The organism is Tritonibacter scottomollicae (genome assembly GCF_032924845.1).
Classification (GTDB): domain Bacteria; phylum Pseudomonadota; class Alphaproteobacteria; order Rhodobacterales; family Rhodobacteraceae; genus Epibacterium; species Epibacterium scottomollicae.
The window spans coordinates 2,560,614-2,585,754 of the sequence record NZ_CP136704.1 but is presented as its reverse complement, the minus strand read 5'-3'; the positions used below and the strand labels follow the sequence as shown (position 1 = coordinate 2,585,754).

The following is a 25,141-nucleotide window of genomic DNA, read 5'->3' as shown; positions in this document are numbered from 1 at the left end:
TTTGACACCTTTGCCATGGTGGACTGGTCCGGCGGCAATGACACCGGCGCCCGCCCGCGCAAGGATGCGATCTGGGCCTGTGTGGTGCGACAGGGGGTGGCTGAGGATCCGATCTATCTGCGCAATCGCGCCCGGGCAGAGGACTGGCTGGCGACGCTGATCGAGGGTGAGCTGACCGCCGGGCGCAGGCTGGCGCTGGGGTTTGATTTTCCCTTCGGGTATCCAGCGGGCTTTGCGGAGGAGTTGACCGGCAGGCCGGAGCCGCTCGCCCTGTGGCGCTGGTTTGCAGAGCGTGTCGAGGATGCGCCAACCGGCAACAATCGCTTTGATATTGCAGGCATGCTGAATGAACGCTGGGGCGGCAACGGGCCATTCTGGGGGAACGGGCTGAAGCGCGACATAACCGGGTTGCCGCGTCGCAAGACCTTCTATCATAACCCTTTTCCTGATCGTCGGCAGGTGGAACATCGCGCCAAGGGCAGTTTTACCTGCTGGCAGATGTCCGGTGCGGGCTCCGTCGGCGGGCAGGTGATGATGGGGCTGCCGGTGCTGCATCGCCTCCGCGCGCGGTTTGCGCCCCATATGGCGGCCTGGCCGTTCGAGCCGCTGGACGCACCGGTGGCGCTGTTGGAGATCTGGCCGACGTTGCTGGCAGGACCGGCACCGGAGGGCTGGATCAAGGATGCCTGGCAAGTGCACCGCGTCGCACTGGACCTCGCCTCCCGCCCTGTGGCAGACCTGAGGCAGATATTGACCGTGACCGCCCCTATCGCATTGGAAGAGGGCTGGATTCTCGGCGTGGAGCCTGACCGATGACCCTAACCCCGCCCCCTCTCAGCAACGACTGCTTCGCCCTGCCGCAGGGGGTGGATTGGACGCCGGTCGATGACGCGCTGGCGTTGTTGCGCGACCGGCTGGGTCCGGTGACCGGGGCAGAGCGCGTGGCCTTGGCCGAGGCGCTGGGGCGGGTGCTGGCAGAAGACGCGGTGGCGCTGCGCTCCAACCCGCCGCAGCCGAATACGGCGGTGGATGGCTACGGGTTTGCCGGTGAGCGAGCCGAAGGCGCACATATGCTGCCGTTGATCGCGGGACGCGCGGCGGCGGGGGTGCCGTTCGATGGTGTGGTGCCAGAGGGCCAGGCGATCCGCATCCTGACCGGCGCGGCCTTGCCCGAGGGGGTCGACACTGTGATCCTCGAGGAAGATGTGCGCACGGATGGGGAGCAGATCGCCTTTAACGGGCCGCTCAAACAGGGTGCCAATACGCGCAAGGCCGGCGAAGACGTGGCGGCGGGCGATGTGATCCTACCCATGGGCCGGGTGGTGACACCGGCGGATCTGGCGCTGGCCTCGGCCACCGGGCTGTCACAGCTTGTGGTGCGCAAACCCTTGCGCGTGGCCGTGGTGTCCACCGGAGATGAGCTGGTCGAGCCGGGGCAGCAAGCGGGACTGGGTCAGATCTATGACGCCAACCGACCGATGCTGCTGGCACTGATGCGGCAGTTCGGGTTTGAGGCCGTAGACATGGGCCGCATCGCCGATGACCGCGAGACCCTGCGCTCGGCGCTGGATGATGCGGCGTTGCGAGCGGATGTCATCCTGACCAGTGGCGGTGCCTCGGCGGGGGATGAGGATCATGTTTCGACCCTGTTGCGGGATGCAGGCGCGATGCAAGAATGGCGTATTGCGCTGAAACCGGGCCGTCCGCTGGCACTTGGCATGTGGGATGGCACGCCGGTCTTCGGCCTGCCGGGCAACCCGGTAGCGGCGCTGGTCTGCACGCTGGTCTTTGCTCGCCCGGCGATGGGGCTGATGGCAGGTGCGGGCTGGGCTGCGCCGCAGGGCTTTGACGTGCCTGCCGGATTTGCCAAGCGCAAGAAGCCGGGGCGGCGTGAGTATCTGCGGGCGCGGATGCGGGACGGGCAGGCAGAGGTGTTCAAGTCCGAGGGCTCCGGCCGCATTTCAGGCCTCAGCTGGGCCGAGGGGCTGGTGGAATTGCCCGACGGTGCGGCAGAGATTGCACCGGGTGACCCGGTGCGGTTCATCCCATACGCAAGCTTTGGCATGGGCTGAGGCTTGGCCGCTGGGGCGGGGAGGCTCCCGCCGAGCGCGGCGGCATCACAGATGCCACCACCCCCGTTTGGGCCCGGCAGCACGCCTTGCAGGCGCGCTGTGGGTGGCGAGACAGGCGAGGTTATCGATCACCTGTCCGGAGGTGTTTCACGCGCCCGAAGGGCGCGCGGCCCAACGGGAGGGACGGCATTTTCAATGCAGGTCCGACGGGAGGGAGCCCTCCCCCTATCCGGGGTCCGAGTGCCCTCCACGGTGGGGTCACAAGCCGCGGGCAAACACGTCGTTCTGATAGGCTTGATCGTCGATGCGGAAATCACTTGTCCCGATCCGGCTGAACCCCTGCGCCAGATAGAAGGCGATCGCCGGGGTGTTCTCGGAGTTGGTGCTCAGCCAGAGGGTGGAAGCGCCGTCCTCTCGTGCAGCCTCCATGCCGGCGTGAAGCAACGCACGGCCAAGACCTCTGCCGTGGTGGCGCGGCTGGACGTAGAGCGAGGCGACCTCGGTCTGGTGATCTCCCGCCACCGGATCAGGACTGTCCCGCAAAAGACGGATATAGCCGTCGATGCCATCCCGGTTCTGCGACACGATCAGCGTCTGGCGCTCGTCCTTGATCCGGTCCAGCATGCGTGCAGCCGTAAAGTCCGCCAGCACATGGTCGGCAAAATAGGCCGAGATGCCCTGACGCAGGTAGGTGCCGATCCAGACCTCGAGCGACAGGGCCGCGAGGCTGGAGGCATCCGATGCCTTGGCCCGGCGCAGGCTGGGCTCCGTCACGGCGCATGCCTCTGAAGGGAAACCCCCAGCCACGGCCCGGTTCAGTCGAAGGTGCCCGCCACCCGGCCCAGCAGCATGAAGGCGCGGGCGGTGCGGGTGTCGCTCAGGGCGGAGATTTCCGCATCCGTGGCCTCGGCCTCGAAACGGGTGAACATCTGGTCGAAGCAGCGCAGGAAGTGATGGGCACTGTCGCGAAACAATGGATCCTGCTTCATCCGCGCCGACGAAAGCGCCAGCGAGGAGCGATCACGCACGCCCCCAAGGGCGGCGACCGCGCGACCACGGGCGCCATTGGCGAACTGGCGCCAGATATCGGGACGGGCCCGGTCCGGGCGCAGGTCATCCATATAGATGCCCTCCTGGCTCAGCAGCGTCAGCACGTCCTGGGCCGCGCGGATCACCTGTGCGGTATTCCGGTCCTTCAGCGCCAGACGCAGCGACACAAACCCTTCTTCGTCCTCCGCCGATTCCGGGAAGTTGAGGGCGCGCACAAAGTGCTCATTCGAGAGCGGCGGCGACAGGTCTTCGGCCGAGGTGCCCAATTCGAGCGAGCCCTGTTCCGTCACGGCTTCCATCGCCTTTGACGGGATGGCCAAGCGCGTCGGCGCGCCACGGGTGGACTGAAAGGTGGCCAGCACCGTTTCCGTCTTGCGTGCAGTTTCTGCGATCTCGTCCAGCTTTTTGGTGACCGAGGGTTCTGTCACGACCGCCGCGGCCTGCGTGTGTGCCAGATACATGTGGCGCAGACTTGAGATCGCCCCGTGCAGACGCTCGGTCTCCTCACGCATGCTCCGGGCAGAGCGCAGGGCAATGGCGGCCACCAGCAGCATCAGCACCGGCAACATCACCGCCAGAATGCGCACCAGTGGCGCATTCCACTCGGTCGCGAGAGCCATCTCCGGGGCCATGAGGTAGACGGCCCCGACCACCAGCAGCCACAATACGCCAAGCGCCATCGCAACAACTTCGGCCAGACCCAGCGACATGCGCGGGCTGCTTTCCAGTTCCGGCAATGCCAAACCGGACTGCCCGTTGGCGGCCGGCTGGTCCTTTTGACTGACGTCGCTGGTCATTGTCTGCCCGCTCTGTTGCTTTGGAATGCCTGGCGTTGTCTCAGGCGTAGTCGATCTTGAGGATCTCGTAGGACCGCACTCCGCCGGGCGTGCGCACATCCACACTGTCGCCTTCTTCCTTGCCGATCAAGGCGCGCGCGATGGGGGACTTCACGTTCAGCAGGCCGGCCTCAATGTTGGCTTCATGCTCGCCGACGATCTGCCAGGTCTTTTCCTCGTCGGTATCTTCATCGACCAAGGTGACGCTTGCGCCGAATTTGATCGCGCCGGACAGCTTGGCCGGGTTGATGACATCGGCGAGCGACAGCACGCCTTCAAGTTCCTTGATGCGGCCCTCGATAAAGGACTGCTTTTCGCGCGCGGAGTGATATTCGGCGTTTTCCGACAGATCCCCAAGTTCACGAGCTTCGGCAATGGCTTGGATGATAGCGGGGCGTTCCACGCTCTTGAGGGTTTTCAGCTCCGTTTCGAGGGCCTGAAAGCCCGCAGGCGTCATCGGGATCTTTTCCATGGTCTTGTCCGCTTTCGTGGTTCGTTCTTTTATTGTTTCATGTCTTATGAACGCCGCCGCCCCGCCGCAAGGAGCAGCGGGGCGAACCGTCGTGTTGGCAAATACCTGACCCAATCGCGGACGCAATTGCAAGGGGGGCTGCAATCCTTGTGCAGGGTTTTGCTGGCTGTTGCGGGTGTTTAACGCAGCCATGCCGCGCGCAAGGGCAGCGGGGCGGACAGGCTGGGCTGACGCGGGTGATTTGTACGATGGCGTCGACCAAGGCCGAAATCACGCAGCCCGCGTGGACCCTGGGCGGCCAGAAACAGCAGATCAATCATATTGAACGAGCTCATATTCCACCCCCTCCTCGTCGTGAAAGTAGAACCGCCGTCCCGGTTCGTAGTCGCCGTGGTTCATGGGCGCATATCCAGCCTCCTTTACGGCGACCTCTGCGGCATCAAGATCATCGACGATCACGGCCAGATGGTTCAATGCGCCCTTGGTGGAATACGGTTTCGGGGCTTCCGCCAGCTCTTCGGCCGGGGAGTAAAGCGCGAGGTAGCTGGACTTTGATCCCACATGCACGGTGTAGCCGCCGTTCAGTGCCGGGCCCTGCCAGCGGATATGCCATCCGAAGATTTTCTCCATCCATGCGGCGGTCTTGTGCGGATCACTTACACAGAGATTCGCGTGTTCGAGCGTTGCGGTCATGGCTGTGGTTCCTTTCGATTTTGCTTGCCCGTGACCTTGGTAATTTCTAAACCTAACTTTAGCTCAAGAGGCTTTTTTGACCGACGCGCAATTTTTTCCGCTTGGGCTTCGCTGTGCGGCGAGGGCGACACGACGCGACAAGACAGGAGGCACATATGCCCGCATCACATGGACTGTCGATCGGATATCTGGCGGAGCGCACCGGCCTCGCGGTCTCGGCGATCCGCTACTACGAGGCGCAGGGCCTGCTGGAACCCTGGCGCAATGCCGGCGGCCAGCGCCGGTTCCACCGCGCCGACATAAGGCGGCTGAGCTTCATCATGATCGCACAGAAATTCGGCTTCACCCTGCCGGAGATCCGCGAGCAGCTGCAGAGCCTGCCCAACAAGCGCACCCCCACCAAGGACGACTGGTCGCGTCTGTCGGCCGGGTTCCGCACCCATCTGGACGCGCGAATCGCAACCCTTGAGAAACTGCGCGATGATCTGGATGGTTGCATCGGCTGCGGTTGCCTGTCGCTGCCCACCTGCGCGCTCTATAATGCGGAGGATAAGGCCGCAAAAAACGGGCAGGGACCGCGTTATCTGATGGGGGATCGACCCGAAACTTGACACTCCTGTCGATTAACGCCGTTATTTGCGCTTCGGGTGACGAAATCCGGCGCGCCCTATGTCGCATTTCCGGGTCTTTCAGGGATCCTACGTAGGGTATGGATTGACCTCTCCATGCTGCAACCGCTAAGCAACCGCGCAAGAATGTTGCGCCCAACCGCCAGCGCATGCCGCATGCGCCCACCAGCCAAGGACCAGACGCGCGGGTCCGTACGATAGCCAAGGAGCACCTCGAATGGCCGAGATTGAACGCGAAGCAATGGAATACGACGTTGTGATCGTCGGGGCCGGTCCCGCCGGTCTGTCGGCCGCGATCCGTCTAAAGCAACTCGACGCCGATCTGGACGTCGTGGTGCTGGAGAAGGGATCCGAGGTCGGCGCGCATATCCTGTCCGGCGCGGTTCTGGACCCCTGCGGTCTGGACGCGCTGATGCCCGACTGGAAGGAAAAGGGCGCGCCACTCAATGTCGCCGTCAAGGACGACAATTTCTACATGCTGGGCGAAGCGGGCCAGATCCGCATCCCCAACGCGCCGATGCCGCCGTTGATGAACAACCACGGCAACTACATCGTCTCCATGGGCAATGTCTGCCGCTGGATGGCGGAACAGGCCGAGGAGCTGGGCGTCGAGATCTTCCCCGGCATGGCCTGCTCTGAACTGGTTTATGGCGACAAGGGCGAAGTCAAAGGCGTCGTTGCCGGGGTCTTTGGCCTTGAGGAAGACGGCTCTTACGGTCCCAACACCGAGCCAGGCATGGAGCTGCACGGCAAATACGTCTTCCTGTCCGAGGGCGTGCGCGGGTCGCTCTCCAAGGAAGTGATCGCCAAATACGGTCTGGCTGATGGCAAGGAAGTGCAGAAATACGGCCTCGGCATGAAGGAAATCTGGGAGATCGATCCCGCCAAGCACAAGGAAGGCTCCGTCACCCACACCATGGGTTGGCCGCTGAATTCCAACGCGGGCGGCGGGTCCTTCATCTATCACCTTGATAACAATCAGGTCTATGTGGGCTTCGTGGTGCACCTCAACTACAAGAACCCGCATCTCTACCCCTATATGGAGTTCCAGCGCTTCAAGCATCACCCGATGGTGGCGGAGCTGCTGAAGGGCGGCAAGCGCGTGGCCTATGGTGCCCGCGCCATCACCGAGGGCGGCTATCAGTCGATGCCGAAGCTGACCTTCCCGGGCGGCGCGCTGTTGGGCTGTGCTGCTGGCATGGTCAACGTGCCGCGCATCAAGGGCAATCACAACGCCATGCTCTCGGGTAAGGCGGCTGCGGAGTCCGCCTATGCGGCGATCCAGGCGGGCCGCGCCTCGGACGAGCTGACCGGCTACGAGGACGACGTGCGCGATGGCCCCATCGGCAAGGACCTGAAGATGGTTCGCAATGTCAAGCCGATGTGGTCCAAATGGGGCCTCACCGCGTCGCTGGCGCTGGGTGGCTTCGACATGTGGACCAACAACCTCTTTGGCCTGTCTCTCTTTGGCACCCTGGGTCATGGCAAAAACGATGCCGAGGCGACGGAACCGGCCGAGAAGCACAAGACCATCGACTACCCGAAACCGGATGGCGTGTTGTCCTTTGACCGGCTGACCAACGTGTCCTTCGCGGCGACCAATCACGAAGAAAGCCAGCCCTGCCACCTGCATCTGGGCAACAAGGACACGCCGATCTCCGTGAACCTGCCCAAATACGACGAACCGGCGCAGCGCTACTGCCCGGCGGGTGTCTATGAAGTGGTCGAAAAGGACGGCAAGGCAGAGTTCGTGATCAACTTCCAGAACTGTGTCCACTGCAAGACCTGCGACATCAAGGACCCGAGCCAGAACATCAACTGGACCACGCCACAGGGTGGCGACGGGCCGAACTACCCGAATATGTGACGGGCAGATTTGCCATGATGATCGTTTTGATGGGGCGGCCTGCGGGTCGCCCCATTGCGCATTGAGAATCCGGGGTCTACGCTCGCCTCCAGTTTTCTTGTGATCATGCTGGGGAGGCCCCTTCGTGCCAGTATCCTATCTTCGTTCCCTGACCTGCGCAGCAGCGCTTCTTCTGACCACGGGCCCGATGGCCGTGGCGGACGGGCTGGCTGGGTCCTATCTGGCCGGGCGGGCGGCGACTTACGATAGCGACTTTGCCGCTTCGGCCAAATATTACACCCGTGCGCTGGTCCGCGATCCGCAGAACGTCACGCTGATGGAAAACCTCGTCTACGCACAATTGGCGCTGGGGGATGTGAAATCCGCACTGCCGGTGGCGCAGCGGATGTGGGGCGCAGGCGTGCGCAGCCAGGTGGCCAATATCGTCATGGCGGGCAATCTCGCCCTGCAGGACGACTACGATGGGCTACTGGCCCGCGATTCCGAACAATTTGAAATCAGCCCGCTGGTCGATGGGCTGCTGGACGCATGGGCCTATATGGGCCAGGGGGCGGTCTCGCAGGCGCTGGAGCAGTTCGACGCGGTCGCACAGCAAGATGGGCTGCGCTTCTTTGCCATGTATCACAAGGCCTTGGCGCTGGCCTCCGTCGGCGATTACGAGGGTGCGGAAGAGCTCTTTGCCGCCAACGAGGGCCAACTGGGCCGGTCATCCCGCCGGGCCGCGATCGCGCGCGTGCAGGTGCTGTCGCAGCTGGGGCGCAGCGAACAGGCATTGGAGGTGCTCGTCGAGAGTTTCGGCGAAGGGTTCGATCCGGCGCTGAGCGATCTGGCCGACCGACTGGCTGCCGGAGAGACTGCAGCGTTCTCCATCGCCCCGACGCCGCGCGATGGTATGGCGGAGGTCTTCTTCAGCCTCGGTCAGGCCCTGTCGGGCGAGGCGGCCAATGACTACGTGCTGATGTATGCGCGGATGGCCGCGACCCTTAGCCCGGCGCATGTGGACGCCATTCTGCTCAGCGCCGGTCTGCTGGATCAGATGGGACGCTACGAGCTGTCGATTGCCACCTACAAACAGGTGCCGCGTGATCACCCCGATTTCCATGCCGCCGAACTGGGCCGCGCCGAGGCCCTGCGCCGGTCCGCCAACCCGCAGGCCGCGGCCGAAGTGCTGGAGCAGCTGGTGCGCGACTTTCCGCAGCACATCGCGGTGCATATCGACCTCGGCGATCTGATGCGCCAGCAGGAAGATTATGCCGGTGCAGTCAAAGCATATGATCGTGCGCTGGAGCTTAGCCCGGAGGGGGCGAACAATCGCTGGTTCCTGCTCTATGCGCGCGCCATCTGCCACGAACGTCTCAAGAATTGGGATGCGGCAGAAGCCGACTTCCGCGCCGCGCTGGAGATCGACCCGGACCAGCCGCAGGTGCTCAATTACCTCGGCTATTCGCTGGTGGAGCGGCAGGAGAATCTCGACGAGGCGCTGTCGATGATCGAACGCGCCGTCGCCGCACGTCCAGATAGCGGCTACATCGTCGACAGTCTCGGGTGGGTGCTTTACCGGCTTGGCGACTATGAGGCGGCAGTTGGTCACCTGGAGCGCGCGGTGGAGCTGATGCCGGTGGACCCTGTGGTGAATGACCATTTGGGCGATGTCTATTGGGCCGTTGGGCGCAAGCTGGAGGCAGAGTTTCAGTGGAAGCGCGCGCTGTCCTTCGTCGACCCCGATGACGCGGATGCCGAGGCCGATCCAGAGCGCATCCGGCGCAAGCTGGATGTCGGTCTGGACGTGGTGCTGGCCGAAGAGGGGGCGCAGCCCCTGCAGGTCGCCAATGACGACAGCTGAGGTCTTTGCCCCGGCCAAGATCAACCTGACCCTGCATGTGACCGGTCGCCGCGCGGACGGGTATCATCTGCTCGACAGTCTCGTGGCATTTGCCAATGTCGGCGACCGGTTGCGGCTGACCTCCGGCGCGGATTTATCGCTGTCTGTCACCGGACTGTTCGCCAGGGGCGTGCCCGAAGACGGGCGCAATCTGGTCTGGCGTGCGGCTGAAGGGGCGGGTTGGCGCGGCCAGATTGATCTGGAGAAGAACCTGCCGCATGGGGCCGGCATTGGCGGTGGCTCATCCGATGCCGCGGCGCTGCTGACCGCACTACAGGGGCAGGGGGTGCCTGTGCCGGCAGACTTGCTGCTGTCTTTGGGCGCGGATGTGCCTGTGTGCATGGCAGCACGTGCTGCGCGCATGCAAGGCATCGGGGAGGAGATCATCCCCGTGTCCCTGCCGAAGTTGCCAGCATTGTTGGTCAATCCTGGTGTCGAGGTGCCGACAGGCGCTGTGTTCTCGGCGCTGGAAGAACGTGAAAATACCGCCATGCCCGCCGATATGCCGCTGTTCGACGGTGTCGAGGATTGCGCCGAATGGTTGGCGGCGCAGCGCAACGATCTGGAGCCTGCCGCCCTCACCGTCGCCCCGCTGATTGAGCGGGCGCTAGGGGATTTGCGCAGCTCGCGCGATGCGTTGATGGCGCGGATGTCGGGCTCTGGCGCGACCTGTTTCGCGCTCTACCCAAGCCTGAAGGCCGCGCATTTCGCTGCCTATGAGATCGGCGCAGAGCACCCCGACTGGTGGTGCGTGGCCACGGAGCTCGGATAGTTTCCAACGACATCCCCTGCCGCACAGAGCGCGGGGATGTCTGGCTGATCGGCCTCTCGGATCAATGCAGCCGCGACACCACGTAATCGGCCAGATCAATCAGCATCGTGCGGATCGGGTGCTCTGGCAGGGCTGTCAGTGCGGTCTTTGCCTTTTCGGCCCAGGCGACGGCATCCACGCGAGTGGCCTCCAGCGTGGCGTATTTCGCCATCAGCTCCAGCGCGTGTTCCAGATCGCCGTCCTGCTGGCGCCCCTTGGCGATGGTGCGCTCCCAGAAGGCGCGCTCCTCATCCGTAGCCTGCGCGATCGCCTTGATCACCGGCAAGGTCAGCTTGCGCTCGCGGAAATCATCGCCGACATTCTTGCCGGTTTTTGCCGCATCACCCTGATAATCCAGCAGATCATCGGCAATCTGGAAGGCGATACCCAGCGCGTCACCATAGTCGAACAGCGCCTGCACCTGCGGCTCGGGCGCGCCTGCGATGACACCGCCCACTTCGGTCGCGGCGGAGAACAGCGCCGCCGTCTTCCCACGCACCACCTGCAGATAGATGTCTTCGGTGGTGCCCAGGTCGGTGGCCGCCGTCATCTGCAGCACTTCGCCCTCGGCAATCGTGGCCGAGGCATTGGCGAGGATATCCAGCACCCGCAACGATCCGGTATCCACCATCAGCTGGAAGCTGCGGGCAAAGAGGTAATCCCCAACCAGGACCGAGCTTTTGTTGTCCCACAGCAGGTTGGCGGTGGGCCGCCCCCGGCGCTGCGCGCTCTCGTCGACCACATCATCATGCAGCAGCGTCGCGGTATGAATAAACTCGACCGTTGCTGCCAGTTTCAGATGGTGATCGCCCTCGTAGCCACACATCCGCGCCGCCGCCAACGTCAGCATCGGGCGCAGACGCTTGCCGCCTGCCTCGACCAGATGCGCGGTCACCTCGGGAATGCGGGGCGCATGTTTCGACGCCATCCGCTCGCGGATCAGCAGGTTCACGGCGTCCAGCTCCTCGGCGAGGGTGGCAGCCAGCATTTCATGGGGTTTCTGCGTCATCACCTGGTTCATCACATTCCCGACTGATAGGCTCGACAAGACCCCGGTCTTGCCCTTAGATCCATGATATGAAGGAACTTTTGCGCAGCACAGACCCTACGGTCATCGCCTTTGCCTCCGCTCTTCTCGACGGAGAGGGTATAGACTGCTTTGAAATGGACGTAAATATGAGCGTGCTCGAGGGTGGCATAGGAATTTTCCCCCGCCGCCTGTTGGTGCATCCCGATGACCTGGAGGATGCGCAGGTGGTGATGCGCGACAATGATCTGCCGGTGTCCGACCGTGGCTGATGCGGTTGGGTTTACCGACGCGGAGCTGAGCGCGGACGGTTTTCTCGGCGGAAAAATCACGCTTTTACAACCCCGATCCGGGTATCGCGCGGGGGTGGACCCGGTGTTTCTGGCCGCCGCGGTCAATGCCCGGGCTGGGCAGCGGGTTCTGGAGCTTGGCTGTGGCGCTGGTCAGGCGCTGCTGTGTCTGGGCGCGCGGGTGCCCGATCTGGCGCTCAGCGGGGTGGAGCTGCAGGCGCCTTATGCGGATCTTGCGCGTCGAAATGCCGCCGCCAACGCGGCGTCAGCCCGCATCTGGACCGCCGATCTGACTGCGCTTCCGGCAGAACTGCGCCAGCAGAGCTTTGACCATGTGATTGCCAATCCGCCCTATTATCGCGCCGGGGCTCATAGCCCCGCCCAGGATGCAGGTCGGCGCACGGCACTTGGCGAAGGCACGCCGCTGGATCTCTGGTTCGAGACGGCAGCGCGGCGGCTGGCCCCCCGAGGGTACCTGCATATGATTCAGCGGGCAGATCGTCTGCCCGACATGATCGCGGCCGCGCGCGGGCGGCTTGGCTCCCTCGAGGTCTTGCCCTTGGCCCCGCGTGTCGGGCGCGCGGCTGAGTTGGTGATCCTGCGGGCCCGCAAGGGCGGACGAGGTGACTTCTGCCTGCATCCCCCGCTGATCCTGCATGAGGGTGCGGCGCATGAACGGGACGGCGAGGATTACAGTGCGCCGGTGCGTGCGATTCTACGCTCCGCAGCGGAGCTGCCTTGGCCCGGCAGCTGATACGGTGGCCGTGGAACAAGGTGGTCGTGACAATTTGCGCTGGTGTTGTGGTCGGCATGTGAGAATTCGGACAGGACCTGCCTAATCGCCCGCCAGTATAGGCGGGAACTAGCCAAAAGTTACAAATTGTCCAAAAGAACCATGCCGAATTGTGCGCCTGCAGCGTGACAGGTTGAAAGAAGCATGCTCCAATCCCCATGTAGATTACTCAAGCTTTGTAGAAGGAGGAATGACATGAGCCTCAGCTCGCATCTCAACCAACTGAAGAAGAAGCACGAGCATCTGAGCTTTGAAGTAGAACGAGCAGAGAAATCCCCGGCCACCGACCGAATGCACATCAAATCCCTTAAAAAGGAGAAGCTGCGCCTGAAGGATGAGATCGAACGCCTCCATCACGCCTGATGGCAAGAGCGGCGCGGGGGCGACTGCACGTCCAGCACCGTCCCCGGCGCCAAGTCCCGTAAGCCCTCCGTGGTTTAACGCGATCCAGGGGCAAAATTTGACCCCGAGACAGCCAAGGCCCTGCAATCCGCAGGGCCTTTATTTATTTCAAAAGTTGGAAACTGCTGCCGGCCTACCGTAATGTGCGATTTATCGATGGTTTCACGCGCGCGGTGCCCGATGCGCGTGCGGCCAGCAATGCACCGCCGGTGATCAGCGCTGTTGCCAGTGCCAACCCCCATGAGGGGGCCGCGATCCCTGCAGCGACCAGAATCAAGGTCGACAAAAGAGGCGCCGCGTAGGAGCTGGTCCCCAACATTTGAATGTCCCCCTGCTTGACCCCGATGTCCCAGACATAAAACGCCAGGCCGACGGGTCCGAGGCCGAGCAACAAAGCAGAGGTCCAGCCAAGCGCGCCAATGGGCCAGACGGTATCTTCCACCAGCAGGTGCAGCAGTCCGGAGGCGACCGCGCTCAGAAGGCAGAACACCGCGACAGATGCGGTCGGGGCGCTGCCCAGCAAGCGAGAGCCGACAGAATAGCTCGACCAAAACACCGCACAAAGCAAGGCGAGGCCGTAGCCTGGCAGGTGTTGCGCTTGAAAGCCGACGCCGCCGCCCGTGATGATGCAGGCCGCCCCGGCAAACCCCAATAGCGCGCCGACAGAATGCCCCAGGCGCAACCGCTCACCCGGAAGGAGGCCGGAAAACAGCACGATCAGCAGCGGCCAGAGATAGGCGATCAGACCGGCCTCCGCAGCCGGTGCCGCGCGCAGGGCAGAGAAGTAAAGCGCGTGGTACCCGAACACCCCGATGGAGCCAAAGGCATAGACCCGCAGTGGCACCCGGCACAGCTGCGCCCAGCTGCCGGTCACTTGCACCCAGATCAACCCGATAATACCGCCAATGGTGAAACAGATCGTGTTCAGCAGCAGCGGTGGCGTCGGGCTGGACCCCACAGTCAACAGCGCCAGAAGCGCCCAGAGCAGGACGGCGACAAAGCCGATGGTGGTGGCGCGAGTGCGGGACATTTTAAGTCAGAGATCCTTGGCGGGGATGATGTCGAAATCGTCCCACATATGCGCAGTTTTCTCAATTTCTGCAAAGAACCATTCGCGAAAGGCTTTGATCTGTGGGCGGTCCTTGGTGCTTGGCAAACACAGGAAACGGAAACGCGCATCGGTTTCGATGGCGACCTTGAAGGGCGCCACGAGGCGACCTTCCTGTACGTCCTTGATGATCATCGGGCGTCGTCCCAGCGCCACGCCCAGACCGGCGCAGGCCGCATCAATGGCATGATCAGCGTTGGAAAAATGCGTGCCGGGGCCGGGGGTGAACTCCCATCCAACGGCGCGGAACCACGTCGGCCAATCGCAGGGCGGGGTGAGAAAACTGATGCTGTCATCGTAAATCAGCGGCGCGTTGCGCAGGCTGTCCGGGGTGGGGTATTGCGCAAAAAGCTCTGGCGTCATCACCGGCGTCAGCCATTCGGCGCGGGCCTCCTGCGAGACCAGCCCTTCGTCATCGCCATAGCCGAATCGAATTGCGACATCGACACTGTCACGCCGCAGGTCGACCCTGCGCAGGCCGGCTGACAGGCGCAGGTCGATCTCCGGATGGCTTCGGGCAAATTCATAGAGCCGCGGTGCCAGCCATTTTGCCGTCAACGCAGGCCCCGCCGTCACCGTGAGCGAGGTGGTGTCCAGCACACGCCGGGCCTGCTGCCAGGCTGCGGCCAATGCCCGAAACCCCTCATCCGCGCCCGGCGCCAATGCGGTTCCGGCCTCCGTTAGCTCCACCGCGCGGTTCAGGCGGCGAAACAAAGGCGCCCCCAAGTGCTCTTCCAGCGACTTGATCTGAAACGACAGGGCGGCCGGTGTGACATTCAGTTCGTCCGCAGCCTTGGCAAAGGACATATGTCGCGCCGCAGCATCAAAGGCGCGCAAAGCGGTGAGTGGGGGCAGGTTGCTGGACATGTATCACTCAAGAATAATTTAATTGAAGGTCTCAAAACTCTCGTTTGTCGTCAATGCTACAAATGCGCATATTGATGTCACAACAGAGACGCTAAACCGAAAGGTGGCCAGGATGATTGAATATGCTGCGACAACCGAAGTGAAACAGGGCATGGCCCGGGCTCACGAAGCGCGTGCGCAGGTCCTGCGCGACGCGATCTCATGGATCTTTGCTCGCCGCCGGACTTCGGCCCCGGGCATCCGGGTTTCCCGCTGGGCCTGAGCGCGCGCGAGCTCAATGCAGGCACTTACGGGATGAGATAAGGGCCGGCTCGAGATGAGCCGGCCCTTGCTGTACCTGATGTCGTCGAAATCAGCCGTCAGGAGAAGAACTGACCGCCGTTCGCCGAGATGGTGGAGCCGTTGATGAACGATGCCTCGTCCGAGGCGAGGAAGCCCACGCAGCGGGCGATTTCTTCGGGCTCACCCAGACGCCCGGTGGGGATCTGGCCGATGATCGCGTCGCGCACCTTTTCCGGCACCGCCATCACCATTTCGGTGGCGATATAGCCCGGGCAGACTGCATTGGCGGTGATGCCCTTGGCCGCACCTTCCTGTGCCAGCGATTTCACGATGCCGAGGTCCCCGGCCTTGGTCGCGGCATAGTTCACCTGTGCGAACTGGCCCTTCTGACCGTTGATGGATGAGATCACGATCACCCGGCCAAAGCCGCGCTCTCGCATCCCCGGCCAAACGGGGTGTACGGTGTTGAATACCCCGGTCAGGTTGGTGTCGATCACTTGCTGCCATTGCTCGGGCTGCATCTTGTGAAACGGTGCGTCGCGCGTGATGCCTGCGTTGGCGACCACGATATCGATGGGGCCAAGATCGGCCTCGACCTGCTGAATCCCGGCCTTACTCTCCTCATAGCTGGCCACGTTCCACTTGTAGGTCTTGATTCCGGTTTCTTCGGTGAACTGCGCAGCCGCTGCGTCATTGCCGGCATAGGTCGCGGCAACATTGCAGCCCTGTGCCTTGAGCGCTTTGGAAATTGCGGCGCCGATACCGCGTGATCCGCCGGTAACAAGGGCAATACGAGCCATATGAGAGTTCCTCCAACTTCTTTACTTCACTTGTAATCTTATTGCACGCGAGGTGATTGCGTAGCAATAAAATTTCATCACCAACGTGCTGCACCATCCTGATGCCGCACGCTGGCCGATGAGGTAACACTAAACCGGAGATTGTAACGTGAGAACGAAAAAGAAAAGGGCGCCCGAAAGCGCCCCAAGTCTTGCTGATATTCTAGTCACTTAATCTGCGTTGTCCCGGGTTCAGGGCCGTTCAACACACATAGCGACGCCCATGCCGCCACCGATGCAGAGCGTGGCAAGACCCTTCTTGGCGCCGCGGCGCTTCATCTCGAACAGCAGCGTGTTCAGTACGCGACACCCGGATGCGCCGATCGGGTGGCCGATGGCGATGGCGCCGCCGTTCACATTGACGATCTCGGGGTTCCAGCCCATGTCCTTGTTGACCGCACAGGCCTGCGCCGCGAAGGCCTCGTTAGCCTCGACCAGATCCAGATCATCCACGGACCAGCCAGCTTTATCCAGCGCTTTGCGGGACGCGTAGATCGGCCCCACACCCATGATCGACGGGTCCAGACCAGCAGTGGCATAAGAAGCGATGCGGGCCAGTGGCTCGATGCCACGCTTTTCGGCCTCATCAGCGCTCATCAGCAGGGTGGCGGCGGCACCGTCGTTGAGGCCGGAGGCGTTGGCTGCGGTCACCGAGCCGTCCTTGGTGAAGGCGGGGCGCAGTTTCTGCATTGCGGCCATGGTGGCGCCGTGGCGGATGTATTCGTCCTGATCCACGGTGATGTCGCCCTTGCGGTGCTTGACGACAAAGGCGGCGATCTCATCGGCGAATTTGCCCGCCTTCTGCGCCGCCTCGGCCTTGTTCTGCGAGGCGACGGCGAATTCATCCTGCATATCGCGGGAGATCTGCCATTTTGCGGCGACGTTCTCGGCGGTCTGGCCCATGTGGTAGCCGTTGAACGCATCCCACAAGCCGTCGCGGATCATCGTGTCGATATACTGCATGTCGCCCATCTTGTGACCGGCGCGCAGGTTGGCGGCATGGGGGCTGAGGGTCATGTTTTCCTGACCACCTGCGGCGACGATTGACGCATCACCAAGCTGGATGTGCTGGGCCCCGAGTGCGACGGCGCGCAGGCCGGAGCCGCAGACCTGGTTGATGCTCCAGGCGGCGCTTTCCTGCGGCAGGCCAGCGTTGATATGGGCTTGGCGGGCAGGGTTCTGCCCCTGAGCGGCGGTCAGCACCTGGCCGAGGATGGTTTCCGAGACCTCGGATTTGTCGATGCCGGCGCGGGCCACCACGGCCTCCAGCACGGCGGCGCCCAGGTCATGGGCGGGCGTGTTGGCGAACGCGCCGCCAAAGCTGCCGACGGCGGTGCGCGCGGCGGATGCGATTACTACGTTGGTCATTCGGTCAGTCCTCTGCATGTTCTGCGGAAACGCCGACGCGGTGGGGTGCTTAAGCGTCACCCGGCTTGTGCGACGTCTCCTCCCTTCCGCCATGGAATAGCCCAACCGTGCACCTGCAGCAACTGTTCCGAGTGCGGCAGCGTAACACCCGCGCAAAAAGGCGGCGTTGCACGGCATGGGCTGTGATGGTTCAGACACCGCTCCCAGACGGCACAGACCGCTGGTCGCATAGGGTGCAGATCAGGGACGCCTTAGACCCATCCAGAATAACAGAATGGGTCTGACGCGTTCAGGGCAAGAGTCGCGAATCGGTGCTTGGGGCGACCTCAGGCGCGGGCGCGCGCGTCGTTTTCCGCCTGCCAGGGTGGGGTGATTGTCGGAGCACCATAGAGGAAGCCTTGCAAGCAATCGGCACCCGCCTCGATCAGGAATTCGGCGTCCTCTTGTCGTTCGACGGATTCGGCAACGATGAACATGTCGAACTGCTTGGCGATCGCGATCAGGGCGCGGATCACGGCCTGATTGTCGTGGTTTGCATGAACGCCCCGGACAAACTGCCCGTCGATCTTCACCGCATCGAAGAAGAACTCGCGAAAATGTCCGATTGCCGTGGTGCCGGCGCCGAAATTATCCAGTGCAAAGGCAATGCCGTGTTGCTGCATCTGGTCCATGAAGTCGATCACCAGCTCTGGTGCCGCCATTGCGGAGGCTTCGGAAATCTCCAGCACCAGCCGTTCGCCAAGGAATTCGCTGTTTTCGAGAAAGCGTTCCAGTACCTTGTTCCATTGGCTGTAGCCGATGGAACGGGCGGACATATTGACGGACATGCGCACGTTTGGATTGCGCTGCAGTACCCGGAGGCTCTGCTCCAGTGCCAGACAGTCGAGCTTGCGCCCCAACTCGCGCTCTTCGATCACGCTCATGAATTCCCGTGCCGGGATGATGCGGCCCGTGGCGTCCATCACGCGGATGTAGCCCTCGTAGAAGGCGATCATGTCTGTCGCGTGGCTTTGTACAATGGGCTGATAGGCCAGAAGGGTCTGGTCGTGTTTGACCGCCTCCGCCACCATGTCCACGACGTTGCGATCCCGGGCCACTACGGCTGCAGAGAGCGGGTTTTCCGCCCCTTCCGGGATGTCGGTTTTCCAGAAATGCCTTTTCTTCACCTTCAAAACCCCATCGGTTTGCGGCGACCGGGCGGTTGTGGACGCCGATCGAGTTGTCCAATGACCCTACAATCTTCCAAAAGAGTTGCATGGGGATTAAGAACGGCATTTTATCTAGCTGCCCTCTCGCGGGACGAGAGGGCAGGGCAGTTGCAGTCAGGAGCCTGCCACCAATGCACCGATCACGGCGCGGGCACTGTCGGAATTCCAGTCCGCTTCGCCCCGCAACCGGGCGATTTCATTGCCTTCTGGGTCCAGAATGACGGTGATCGGCAGGCCCAGCACCGCCATGTCGCGGGCTACGGCGCCCTTGGGGTCCTGATGGCGCGGCAGGTTGGTCACGCCGATCTCGTCAAAGAACTTCTTGATTCCGGCGGGATTGTTCCGCCCCGTCGCCAGCGTCAGAACTTCGAAATTGTCGCCGCCGAATTCGTCCTGCAGGGCCGAGAGCATCGGCATTTCCTTGCGACAGGGCGGGCACCAGGTGGCCCAGAAATTCACCAGCACATATTTGCCTTCATAGTCAGACAGATGCGCCTGACCGGCATCATCTGCCAGCTCGAAAGCCGCATCAGAGGCCGGTTTGGCCTCGCTGTGGAAAACCAATTTCTGCATGTCGCCCTCGCGCAGGGCCTCGACGGTGCTCAGATCGGCGGCGAAGGCGGCATTTGCACCGAGGGCAAGGGCCATATAAAGGGAAAGCTGACGAACAAGACGCATAGTATCTCCAGGGTTGGGCCATGACAGACAAGACCTCGAACCAGATGTGGGGCGGCCGCTTTGCCGCCGGACCGGACGCGATCATGGAGGCGATCAACGCCTCGATCGGGTTCGACCAGCGCATGGCAGCACAGGACATCGCGGGCTCTCGGGCTCATGCGGCGATGCTCGCCGCGGCCGGTGTGATTACGGATAATGATGCCGAGGCGATCCGTGAAGGCCTGCTCACCGTTTTGTCAGAGATTGAAAGCGGTCAGTTCCAGTTCTCTACCGCGCTGGAAGACATCCACATGAACGTGGAATCGCGCCTGAAGGAGATCATCGGCGAACCGGCGGGCCGTCTGCACACGGGCCGCTCGCGCAACGATCAGGTGGCGACTGACTTCAAACTCTGGGTGCGCGACCAGCTGGACGCCGCCGCCAAGGGGCTGGAGGCTCTGATCGCCGCACTGGTCGACCAGGCCGAGGCGGGAGCCGACTGGGTGATGCCGGGCTTCACCCACCTGCAGGTTGCACAGCCGGTGACCTGGGGCCACCACATGATGGCCTATGTCGAGATGTTTGGCCGTGATCTGTCCCGTGTCCGCGATGCGCGCGCCCGGATGAACGAATCGCCGCTTGGCTCTGCCGCGCTCGCCGGGACCTCCTTTCCGATCGACCGCGACATGACCGCCAACGCCTTGGGCTTTGACCGCCCCACCGCCAACTCGCTGGATGCCGTGTCGGATCGCGATTTCGCGCTGGAGTTCCTGTCCGTCGCCTCGATCTGCGCCATGCACCTCAGCCGCTTTGCCGAGGAGCTGGTGATCTGGTCGTCGGCCCAGTTCCGTTTTGTGACCCTGTCGGACCGCTTCTCCACCGGCTCCTCGATCATGCCGCAGAAGAAGAACCCCGACGCCGCCGAGCTGATCCGCGCCAAGGTGGGCCGGATCTTTGGCGCCAACACCGCGCTGATGATGGTGATGAAGGGGCTGCCGCTGGCCTATTCCAAGGACATGCAGGAAGACAAGGAGCAGGTCTTTGATGCCGCCGACAACTGGATGCTGGCGCTGGCGGCGATGCAGGGCATGGTCAAGGACATGAGCGCCAACCGCGACAGTCTCGCGGCGGCGGCTGGGTCCGGCTTCTCCACCGCCACCGATCTGGCGGATTGGATGGTGCGGGTGCTGAAAGTGCCGTTCCGCGATGCCCACCATGTGACCGGCGCGCTGGTGGCGATGGCCGAGTCGCGCGGCGTGGATCTGCCAGATCTCAGCCTTGAGGACATGAAAAGCGTGCATGACGGCATCACCGAGGATATCTTTACCGTGTTGGGTGTGGAGAATTCGGTGAATTCACGCACGTCCTACGGGGGCACCGCGCCCATTGAAGTGCGCGCGCAGGTCGCCCGCTGGAAAGAGATCCTGGGCTGAGGCCCGCCTTTAGGAGACCCCTATGACCCGTGTTCTGATTGCTCTCGGTCTTGTTCTGTCGCTCACCGCCTGCGGTGTGGACGGCGAGCCCGTGCGCCCGAGCCTGAATGCGGGTCTCGGGATCTCTGGCAGCGGCGTCCATCTGGGCGGCGCGGTGGGGGTCAGCAAAGGCCCCGTTTCCGTGAGCATCGGCCTATGATCCGCACTGCATTGATCCTGTGTCTGGCCGTTGTGGCAGGCTGCGACCACGCTGGAGCGCCCCTGAAAGAACGCTCGGAGCCAACAGAGCCGGGCATTCATATCTCGGGCGAAGCCCGCGTGGGCGTTGTTCTGGGCGACTGACATGGCCTGCCTCGCGTCCTGCCGGTAACGATGAACCACCGCCATCCCTCTCGGTAAAACGGCAGGTCCAGCCCGCAGCGGCTGCAAAGACTGTACCCGCACATTGGAATCATTTGCCCAAGGGTCTGTTTTTGCCCTAAACGCGGGCCATGGATCATTTTCTCTATCGCGATGGCGTTTTGCACGCCGAAGATGTCCCCGTAGCCGAGATTGCCGCTACGGTGGGCACGCCGTTCTACGTCTATTCCACCGCGACGTTGCTGCGCCATTTCCGCCTGTTCGATGAGGCATTGGAGGGCACCGACCATCTGGTCTGCTACGCGATGAAGGCGGCCTCCAATCAGGCCATCCTGAAGACGCTGGCCGAGGCGGGCGCGGGCATGGATGTGGTGAGCGAGGGCGAATACCGTCGCGCCAAAGCCGCAGGCGTGCCGGGCGACAAGATCGTCTTTTCCGGTGTTGGCAAGACGGCTGACGAAATCCGCTACGCGCTGAGCGGCGGCATCCGCCAGTTCAACGTCGAGTCCGAGCCGGAGATGGAGGTGATCAACGCCGTCGCATTGGAGCTGGGAACGACCGCGCCGATCACCGTGCGGGTGAACCCGGATGTGGACGCCAAGACCCACGCCAAGATTGCGACCGGCAAGTCCGAGAACAAATTCGGCATCCCCATTGCGCGCGCCCGCGAGGTCTACGCCCATGCCGCCAGCCTGCCGGGGCTTGAGGTCATCGGGATCGACGTTCACATCGGCTCTCAGCTCACGGATCTCGACCCGTTCCGCCTTGCCTATCAAAAGGTTGCGGAGCTGACGCAGGCCTTGCGCGAGGATGGCCACGACATCCGCCGTCTCGATCTTGGGGGCGGGCTGGGCATTCCCTACACGCGATCAAATGAGGCCCCGCCGCTGCCGGTCGAATACGGCCAGATGATCAGGGAAGAGCTGGGCCATCTGAACTGCGAGATCGAAATCGAGCCGGGACGGCTGATTGCCGGCAATGCGGGTTTGATGGTGTCCAAGGTGATCTACGTGAAACACGGCGAAGGTCGCGATTTCCTGATCCTCGACGGTGCGATGAATGACCTGATCCGCCCCGCGATGTACGAGGCCTACCACGATATTGTGCCCGTCACCGAAGCCACGCCCGGCGTTGAGCCGCAGCCTTATGATATCGTCGGTCCGGTCTGCGAAAGCGGCGACACCTTTGCCAAGGCGCGGCTTATGCCGCCATTGGAAGCGGGGGATATGGTCGCCTTTCGCAGTGCCGGGGCCTATGGCGCGGTGATGTCGAGCGAGTATAACTCCCGCCCGCTGATCCCCGAGGTTCTGGTGCATGGCGATCAATTTGCAGTCATTCGGCAACGCCCGACCTTTGACGACATGATAAATCGCGATACCATCCCGGAGTGGCTCTGACCGTCACGGCAGTCCCGACCGCGCATGTGAAGCCACACATGCGGTCGGGCCTCCGGGGGCACTGGCCACACGACAGGCGGCCCCGTCTTTGCCGGGCCGCGCGCGGAGGCAGAGCGGTATGACCGAGCACATCCCCCCCGACACAGCTGTCGAGGAGCACCCGACCCACAGCACGGCGGCGCTGGCACCGCTGCGCCGTGCATTGGCGTTTACGCGTCTGGGTATGGTGGCAGAGCGGATCTGGCGCGCCTTCTGGCCGCTGGCCACGATCCTGTTTCTGGCGCTTGGTCTGGTGCTGCTGGGGATACTCGACTGGATCCTGCTGGAGGCCGTCTGGACACTGGCTGTTCTGGTGGCAACAGGCGCCGTCGCCGCGCTGATCTGGGGAGCATGGCGTTTTCGCTGGCCGACTCGGCACGAGGCGCTGTTGCGACTGGACGAGACCCTTCCGGGCCGCCCGATTGCGGCGATTCTGGACACCCAGGCCTCCGGTGCGCGGGATCCCGCCTCCATCGCGCTGTGGCGCGCCCATCAGGATAGAATGGCAGCCCGCGCGGCGCAGGCCGAGGCGCCGGCGCCCAACCTGCGCATCGCGGATCGTGACCCCTATGCCCTGCGCTACGTGGCGCTTCTGGTGCTGGTGACCGGGGCGCTGTTCGGCACTGCGTGGCGCACCGGGTCGGTCGCTGATCTCATGCCGGGCAGCGGCACCGCGGGCCTCTCGGGGCCGACGTGGGAAGGCTGGGTGGAGCCGCCGCGCTATACCGGTCTGCCAACGCTTTACCTCGGGGATATGACGGACCCGTCGCTGCGCATTCCCGACAACAGCCAGATAACCCTGCGGTTTTATGGCGAGGTCGGTGATCTGACCCTGGCCGAGACCATCTCCGGCCGCACCGGAGAGCTGCCCTCTGCCTCCGAACCCGAGCAGAGCTTTGTGGTGACGCAGGCGGGCAATCTGACCATCGACGGCCCCGGCGGGCGCGATTGGCAGATCGAGGTGATCGAGGATGAAGCCCCGCGCGTGTCCATCGCCGGGGAGCCGGACCTCTCCGCAGATGGCACCCTGACGCTGCCATTCAGCGCCTCTGATGATTACGGCGTGGTGGGGGGCAGTATCGTGATCACGCTTGATGAGGACGCGTTGGACCGCCGCCACGGCTTGGCCACCACGCCCGACCCCCGCGCGCCTGTCGAGCTGGCCTTGCCCCTCTCCCTGACAGGGGACCGCCGTCTGTTCAGCGAGGCGCTGGTCGAGGAGTTTTCGGCGCACCCTTGGGCGAATATGCCGGTAACCTACAGCTTCAGATCCGAGGATGCGGCCGCGCAGCAGAGCACGCCTGCAACCCTGTCCGCGCCGCTGACCGCCCGGCGTTTCTTCGACCCCATGGCGGCGGCCCTGATCGAACAGCGCCGCGATCTTCTCTGGGCGCGCGCCAATGGCTCACGTGTGGCGCAGATCCTGCGCACACTCACACATCGGCCCGAGGACGTCTTTCACGACATGGGCAACTACCTGCAACTGCGCACCATTCTGAAGCGGCTGGAAGGCTATACCACCGAGGCAGAGCTGAGCGTCGCGCATCAGGACGAGATTGCAGCGGCTCTCTGGGCTCTGGCGAACCAGCTTGAGGATGGCGATGTCGGCGACGCGCTGGCGCGCATGCAACAGGCCCAGGAACGTCTGAGCCAGGCAATGCGCGATGGTGCCAGTGACGAGGAAATCGCGCGCCTCATGCAGGAGCTGCGCGAGGCAACGCAGGATTACATGCGCCAATTGTCGCGTCAGGCCCAGTCCGAGGCAGAAGGGGAGGACGGGCGCGAGAGCCGGGACAACGCCATTCAGCTCAGCCAGTCGGATCTGCAGGCGATGATGGACCGCATTCAGGACCTCATGGAGCAGGGCCGCATGGCTGAGGCAGAGCAGGCGCTGCGCGAGTTCCAGCAGATGATGGAGAATATGCAGGTCACGCAGGGCGAGGCCGGAGAGGGCAGCAATCCCGGGCAGGAGGCGATGGAAGGGCTCGCGGATACATTGCGCGAACAGCAGGGCCTCTCCGACCAGGCATTCCGCGACCTGCAGGAACAGTTCAATCCCAATGCGCAACGTGGCCAGAGCCAGGGCAACGAAGGGCGCAATGGTGGCCTTGGTCGCGGCGACAGCCATGAGGGCGGCGGCGAAGGGGGCGAGGGCAGCGATGGCCAGTCCCCCGGCCAGCAGCAGGGGCAACAGCAGGGCGAGGGTGGACAGGGATCGGCCGGTGGCAACAGCCCCGAGGATCTGGCGCAGCGTCAACAGACCCTGCGCAACGAACTTCAACGCCAACGTGACGGCCTGCCTCTGGGCGGCGCCGAGGGCGAGGCCGCGCGCGACAGCCTGGATCAGGCCGGTCGGGCCATGGAGGGCGCCGAGGAGGCCCTGCGCGGAGGCGATTACGCCGAAGCCATCGACCGCCAGTCCGAGGCCATGGAGGCCATGCGCGACGGTATGCGGGCATTGGGCGAGGCCATGGCAGAGCAACAGCAGCAGGGCCAGCAACCCGGCACTCAGCAAGGGCAGGGCAATCGACAGGGCAACGCGCTCGACCCTCTGGGCCGGGATCGTGGGGGGCAGGGCGGTGATACCTTGCGCTCGGATACCATCGGCAACGGGCAGGCCTATCGCCGCGCTTGGGATCTGCTGGAGGAAATCCGTCGCCGCGCCGGCGAACGTGAGCGCAGCGAAGGCGAACGCAACTACCTGCAGCGGCTGCTCGATAAGTTTTGATGCGGAGATGCCGACGCAAAAGCCGCGCAAC

General features: G+C 63.4%; 27 protein-coding genes. 15 read left to right on the top strand and 12 right to left on the bottom strand.

Translation table 11 applies throughout. From position 1 onward, the window contains the following. Window positions 1-15 precede the first annotated feature (15 nt). Window positions 16-816, top strand: coding sequence for a molybdopterin guanine dinucleotide synthesis (locus R1T40_RS12910; RefSeq protein WP_317384409.1), 801 nt, complete (start codon window positions 16-18; stop codon window positions 814-816). Continuing rightward, complete coding sequence (locus tag R1T40_RS12905; RefSeq protein WP_317384408.1) at window positions 813-2,072, top strand: molybdenum cofactor synthesis domain-containing protein; 1,260 nt, start codon at window positions 813-815, stop codon at window positions 2,070-2,072. The genes R1T40_RS12910 and R1T40_RS12905 overlap by 4 nt, the downstream gene beginning before the upstream one ends. Window positions 2,073-2,330: 258 nt before the next feature. Here the strand turns inward: R1T40_RS12905 and R1T40_RS12900 are convergent, their stop codons facing one another. From R1T40_RS12900 to R1T40_RS12880, 5 genes are all read right to left on the bottom strand, one after another. Then, window positions 2,331-2,846: a GNAT family N-acetyltransferase gene (locus R1T40_RS12900; RefSeq protein WP_317384407.1), complete on the bottom strand. Its 516-nt coding sequence runs from the start codon at window positions 2,844-2,846 to the stop codon at window positions 2,331-2,333. 41 nt (window positions 2,847-2,887) lie between these two features. Then, window positions 2,888-3,919: a hypothetical protein gene (locus R1T40_RS12895; RefSeq protein WP_106161648.1), complete on the bottom strand. Its 1,032-nt coding sequence runs from the start codon at window positions 3,917-3,919 to the stop codon at window positions 2,888-2,890. A gap of 40 nt (window positions 3,920-3,959) precedes the next feature. After that, complete coding sequence (gene greA, locus R1T40_RS12890) at window positions 3,960-4,430, bottom strand: transcription elongation factor GreA (protein WP_106161650.1); 471 nt, start codon at window positions 4,428-4,430, stop codon at window positions 3,960-3,962. A 179-nt stretch (window positions 4,431-4,609) separates the two neighbouring features. Then, on the bottom strand, window positions 4,610-4,765 hold the full coding sequence (locus R1T40_RS12885; RefSeq protein ID WP_317384406.1) for a hypothetical protein: 156 nt from the start codon (window positions 4,763-4,765) through the stop codon (window positions 4,610-4,612). After that, window positions 4,743-5,123, bottom strand: a complete 381-nt coding sequence (locus R1T40_RS12880) for a VOC family protein (RefSeq protein ID WP_317384405.1) — start codon at window positions 5,121-5,123, stop codon at window positions 4,743-4,745. The genes R1T40_RS12885 and R1T40_RS12880 overlap by 23 nt, the downstream gene beginning before the upstream one ends. Window positions 5,124-5,278: 155 nt before the next feature. Here R1T40_RS12880 and soxR point away from each other — a divergent pair, with 155 nt between their 5' ends. The 4 genes from soxR (at window position 5,279) to R1T40_RS12860 (ending at window position 10,273) form a co-directional block, all read left to right on the top strand. Then, window positions 5,279-5,734, top strand: a complete 456-nt coding sequence (soxR, locus tag R1T40_RS12875) for a redox-sensitive transcriptional activator SoxR (RefSeq protein WP_106161652.1) — start codon at window positions 5,279-5,281, stop codon at window positions 5,732-5,734. Window positions 5,735-5,969: 235 nt separating this feature from the next. Further along, entirely contained in the window at window positions 5,970-7,619 is a 1,650-nt protein-coding gene (locus tag R1T40_RS12870; RefSeq protein WP_317384404.1) for an electron transfer flavoprotein-ubiquinone oxidoreductase, read from the top strand. Between the two features lie 124 nt (window positions 7,620-7,743). Then, entirely contained in the window at window positions 7,744-9,462 is a 1,719-nt protein-coding gene (locus R1T40_RS12865; RefSeq protein ID WP_317384403.1) for a tetratricopeptide repeat protein, read from the top strand. Continuing rightward, a complete protein-coding gene (locus R1T40_RS12860) occupies window positions 9,449-10,273 on the top strand; it encodes a 4-(cytidine 5'-diphospho)-2-C-methyl-D-erythritol kinase (RefSeq protein WP_317384402.1) in 825 nt (274 codons plus the stop codon). The genes R1T40_RS12865 and R1T40_RS12860 overlap by 14 nt, the downstream gene beginning before the upstream one ends. 61 nt (window positions 10,274-10,334) lie before the next feature. Here the strand turns inward: R1T40_RS12860 and R1T40_RS12855 are convergent, their stop codons facing one another. Further along, on the bottom strand, window positions 10,335-11,333 hold the full coding sequence (locus R1T40_RS12855) for a polyprenyl synthetase family protein (protein WP_106161659.1): 999 nt from the start codon (window positions 11,331-11,333) through the stop codon (window positions 10,335-10,337). A 56-nt stretch (window positions 11,334-11,389) separates the two neighbouring features. On the opposite strand from R1T40_RS12855, the gene R1T40_RS12850 reads away from it, so the two are divergent. The 3 genes from R1T40_RS12850 (at window position 11,390) to R1T40_RS12840 (ending at window position 12,785) form a co-directional block, all read left to right on the top strand. Then, complete coding sequence (locus R1T40_RS12850; RefSeq protein WP_106161661.1) at window positions 11,390-11,611, top strand: putative signal transducing protein; 222 nt, start codon at window positions 11,390-11,392, stop codon at window positions 11,609-11,611. After that, window positions 11,583-12,383, top strand: coding sequence for a tRNA1(Val) (adenine(37)-N6)-methyltransferase (locus R1T40_RS12845; protein WP_394804990.1), 801 nt, complete (start codon window positions 11,583-11,585; stop codon window positions 12,381-12,383). The genes R1T40_RS12850 and R1T40_RS12845 overlap by 29 nt, the downstream gene beginning before the upstream one ends. A 234-nt stretch (window positions 12,384-12,617) precedes the next feature. Then, window positions 12,618-12,785: a YdcH family protein gene (locus R1T40_RS12840; protein WP_106161665.1), complete on the top strand. Its 168-nt coding sequence runs from the start codon at window positions 12,618-12,620 to the stop codon at window positions 12,783-12,785. Between the two features lie 172 nt (window positions 12,786-12,957). On the opposite strand, the gene yddG is transcribed toward R1T40_RS12840, so the two are convergent. Beyond that, window positions 12,958-13,854 carry an aromatic amino acid exporter YddG gene (gene yddG / locus R1T40_RS12835; protein ID WP_317384400.1) on the bottom strand — a complete coding sequence of 299 codons (897 nt, stop codon included), beginning with the start codon at window positions 13,852-13,854 and terminating at the stop codon, window positions 12,958-12,960. 6 nt (window positions 13,855-13,860) lie between these two features. Continuing rightward, window positions 13,861-14,799 carry a transcriptional regulator GcvA gene (locus R1T40_RS12830; protein ID WP_317384399.1) on the bottom strand — a complete coding sequence of 313 codons (939 nt, stop codon included), beginning with the start codon at window positions 14,797-14,799 and terminating at the stop codon, window positions 13,861-13,863. 112 nt (window positions 14,800-14,911) lie between these two features. Between R1T40_RS12830 and R1T40_RS12825 the strand changes: the two genes are divergently transcribed. After that, window positions 14,912-15,061, top strand: a complete 150-nt coding sequence (locus R1T40_RS12825; protein ID WP_317384398.1) for a hypothetical protein — start codon at window positions 14,912-14,914, stop codon at window positions 15,059-15,061. A 97-nt stretch (window positions 15,062-15,158) separates the two neighbouring features. Here R1T40_RS12825 and phbB read toward each other — a convergent pair whose 3' ends face one another. The 4 genes from phbB to R1T40_RS12805 form a co-directional block, all read right to left on the bottom strand. Continuing rightward, complete coding sequence (gene phbB, locus R1T40_RS12820) at window positions 15,159-15,881, bottom strand: acetoacetyl-CoA reductase (protein WP_106161671.1); 723 nt, start codon at window positions 15,879-15,881, stop codon at window positions 15,159-15,161. Window positions 15,882-16,112: 231 nt separating this feature from the next. Further along, window positions 16,113-17,288 carry an acetyl-CoA C-acetyltransferase gene (locus R1T40_RS12815; RefSeq protein WP_106161673.1) on the bottom strand — a complete coding sequence of 392 codons (1,176 nt, stop codon included), beginning with the start codon at window positions 17,286-17,288 and terminating at the stop codon, window positions 16,113-16,115. A gap of 326 nt (window positions 17,289-17,614) precedes the next feature. Further along, window positions 17,615-18,454 (bottom strand): EAL domain-containing protein, encoded by an 840-nt coding sequence (locus tag R1T40_RS12810; RefSeq protein WP_317384397.1) that lies wholly within the window; start codon window positions 18,452-18,454, stop codon window positions 17,615-17,617. 156 nt (window positions 18,455-18,610) lie between these two features. Then, window positions 18,611-19,174 carry a TlpA disulfide reductase family protein gene (locus R1T40_RS12805; protein WP_317384396.1) on the bottom strand — a complete coding sequence of 188 codons (564 nt, stop codon included), beginning with the start codon at window positions 19,172-19,174 and terminating at the stop codon, window positions 18,611-18,613. Between the two features lie 20 nt (window positions 19,175-19,194). Here R1T40_RS12805 and argH point away from each other — a divergent pair, with 20 nt between their 5' ends. From argH to R1T40_RS12780, 5 genes are all read left to right on the top strand, one after another. Next, the gene (argH, locus tag R1T40_RS12800) at window positions 19,195-20,586 is read left to right on the top strand and encodes an argininosuccinate lyase (RefSeq protein WP_207796865.1); all 1,392 of its coding nucleotides are present in this window, start codon (window positions 19,195-19,197) and stop codon (window positions 20,584-20,586) included. 22 nt (window positions 20,587-20,608) lie between these two features. Next, window positions 20,609-20,785 (top strand): hypothetical protein, encoded by a 177-nt coding sequence (locus tag R1T40_RS12795; RefSeq protein ID WP_165798072.1) that lies wholly within the window; start codon window positions 20,609-20,611, stop codon window positions 20,783-20,785. Then, window positions 20,782-20,928, top strand: a complete 147-nt coding sequence (locus R1T40_RS12790) for a hypothetical protein (protein WP_317384395.1) — start codon at window positions 20,782-20,784, stop codon at window positions 20,926-20,928. Before R1T40_RS12795 ends, R1T40_RS12790 begins: the two co-directional genes overlap by 4 nt. A gap of 149 nt (window positions 20,929-21,077) precedes the next feature. Next, window positions 21,078-22,343 carry a diaminopimelate decarboxylase gene (gene lysA / locus R1T40_RS12785; protein ID WP_317384394.1) on the top strand — a complete coding sequence of 422 codons (1,266 nt, stop codon included), beginning with the start codon at window positions 21,078-21,080 and terminating at the stop codon, window positions 22,341-22,343. Between the two features lie 118 nt (window positions 22,344-22,461). After that, window positions 22,462-25,110: a TIGR02302 family protein gene (locus R1T40_RS12780; protein WP_317384393.1), complete on the top strand. Its 2,649-nt coding sequence runs from the start codon at window positions 22,462-22,464 to the stop codon at window positions 25,108-25,110. Window positions 25,111-25,141 lie beyond the last annotated feature (31 nt).

Bases quoted from the DNA above. Each gene is read 5' to 3' on its own strand.
- R1T40_RS12910 (WP_317384409.1), top strand. From the start codon at position 16: ATGGTGGACTGGTCCGGCGGCAATGACACCGGCGCCCGCCCGCGCAAG.
- R1T40_RS12905 (WP_317384408.1), top strand. From the start codon at position 813: ATGACCCTAACCCCGCCCCCTCTCAGCAACGACTGCTTCGCCCTGCCG.
- R1T40_RS12895 (WP_106161648.1), bottom strand. From the start codon at position 3,919: ATGACCAGCGACGTCAGTCAAAAGGACCAGCCGGCCGCCAACGGGCAG.
- greA (WP_106161650.1), bottom strand. From the start codon at position 4,430: ATGGAAAAGATCCCGATGACGCCTGCGGGCTTTCAGGCCCTCGAAACG.
- R1T40_RS12885 (WP_317384406.1), bottom strand. From the start codon at position 4,765: ATGAGCTCGTTCAATATGATTGATCTGCTGTTTCTGGCCGCCCAGGGT.
- R1T40_RS12880 (WP_317384405.1), bottom strand. From the start codon at position 5,123: ATGACCGCAACGCTCGAACACGCGAATCTCTGTGTAAGTGATCCGCAC.
- soxR (WP_106161652.1), top strand. From the start codon at position 5,279: ATGCCCGCATCACATGGACTGTCGATCGGATATCTGGCGGAGCGCACC.
- R1T40_RS12870 (WP_317384404.1), top strand. From the start codon at position 5,970: ATGGCCGAGATTGAACGCGAAGCAATGGAATACGACGTTGTGATCGTC.
- R1T40_RS12860 (WP_317384402.1), top strand. From the start codon at position 9,449: ATGACGACAGCTGAGGTCTTTGCCCCGGCCAAGATCAACCTGACCCTG.
- R1T40_RS12855 (WP_106161659.1), bottom strand. From the start codon at position 11,333: ATGAACCAGGTGATGACGCAGAAACCCCATGAAATGCTGGCTGCCACC.
- R1T40_RS12850 (WP_106161661.1), top strand. From the start codon at position 11,390: ATGAAGGAACTTTTGCGCAGCACAGACCCTACGGTCATCGCCTTTGCC.
- R1T40_RS12845 (WP_394804990.1), top strand. From the start codon at position 11,583: ATGATCTGCCGGTGTCCGACCGTGGCTGATGCGGTTGGGTTTACCGAC.
- R1T40_RS12840 (WP_106161665.1), top strand. From the start codon at position 12,618: ATGAGCCTCAGCTCGCATCTCAACCAACTGAAGAAGAAGCACGAGCAT.
- yddG (WP_317384400.1), bottom strand. From the start codon at position 13,854: ATGTCCCGCACTCGCGCCACCACCATCGGCTTTGTCGCCGTCCTGCTC.
- R1T40_RS12830 (WP_317384399.1), bottom strand. From the start codon at position 14,799: ATGTCCAGCAACCTGCCCCCACTCACCGCTTTGCGCGCCTTTGATGCT.
- R1T40_RS12825 (WP_317384398.1), top strand. From the start codon at position 14,912: ATGATTGAATATGCTGCGACAACCGAAGTGAAACAGGGCATGGCCCGG.
- phbB (WP_106161671.1), bottom strand. From the start codon at position 15,881: ATGGCTCGTATTGCCCTTGTTACCGGCGGATCACGCGGTATCGGCGCC.
- R1T40_RS12815 (WP_106161673.1), bottom strand. From the start codon at position 17,288: ATGACCAACGTAGTAATCGCATCCGCCGCGCGCACCGCCGTCGGCAGC.
- R1T40_RS12805 (WP_317384396.1), bottom strand. From the start codon at position 19,174: ATGCGTCTTGTTCGTCAGCTTTCCCTTTATATGGCCCTTGCCCTCGGT.
- argH (WP_207796865.1), top strand. From the start codon at position 19,195: ATGACAGACAAGACCTCGAACCAGATGTGGGGCGGCCGCTTTGCCGCC.
- R1T40_RS12795 (WP_165798072.1), top strand. From the start codon at position 20,609: ATGACCCGTGTTCTGATTGCTCTCGGTCTTGTTCTGTCGCTCACCGCC.
- R1T40_RS12790 (WP_317384395.1), top strand. From the start codon at position 20,782: ATGATCCGCACTGCATTGATCCTGTGTCTGGCCGTTGTGGCAGGCTGC.
- lysA (WP_317384394.1), top strand. From the start codon at position 21,078: ATGGATCATTTTCTCTATCGCGATGGCGTTTTGCACGCCGAAGATGTC.
- R1T40_RS12780 (WP_317384393.1), top strand. From the start codon at position 22,462: ATGACCGAGCACATCCCCCCCGACACAGCTGTCGAGGAGCACCCGACC.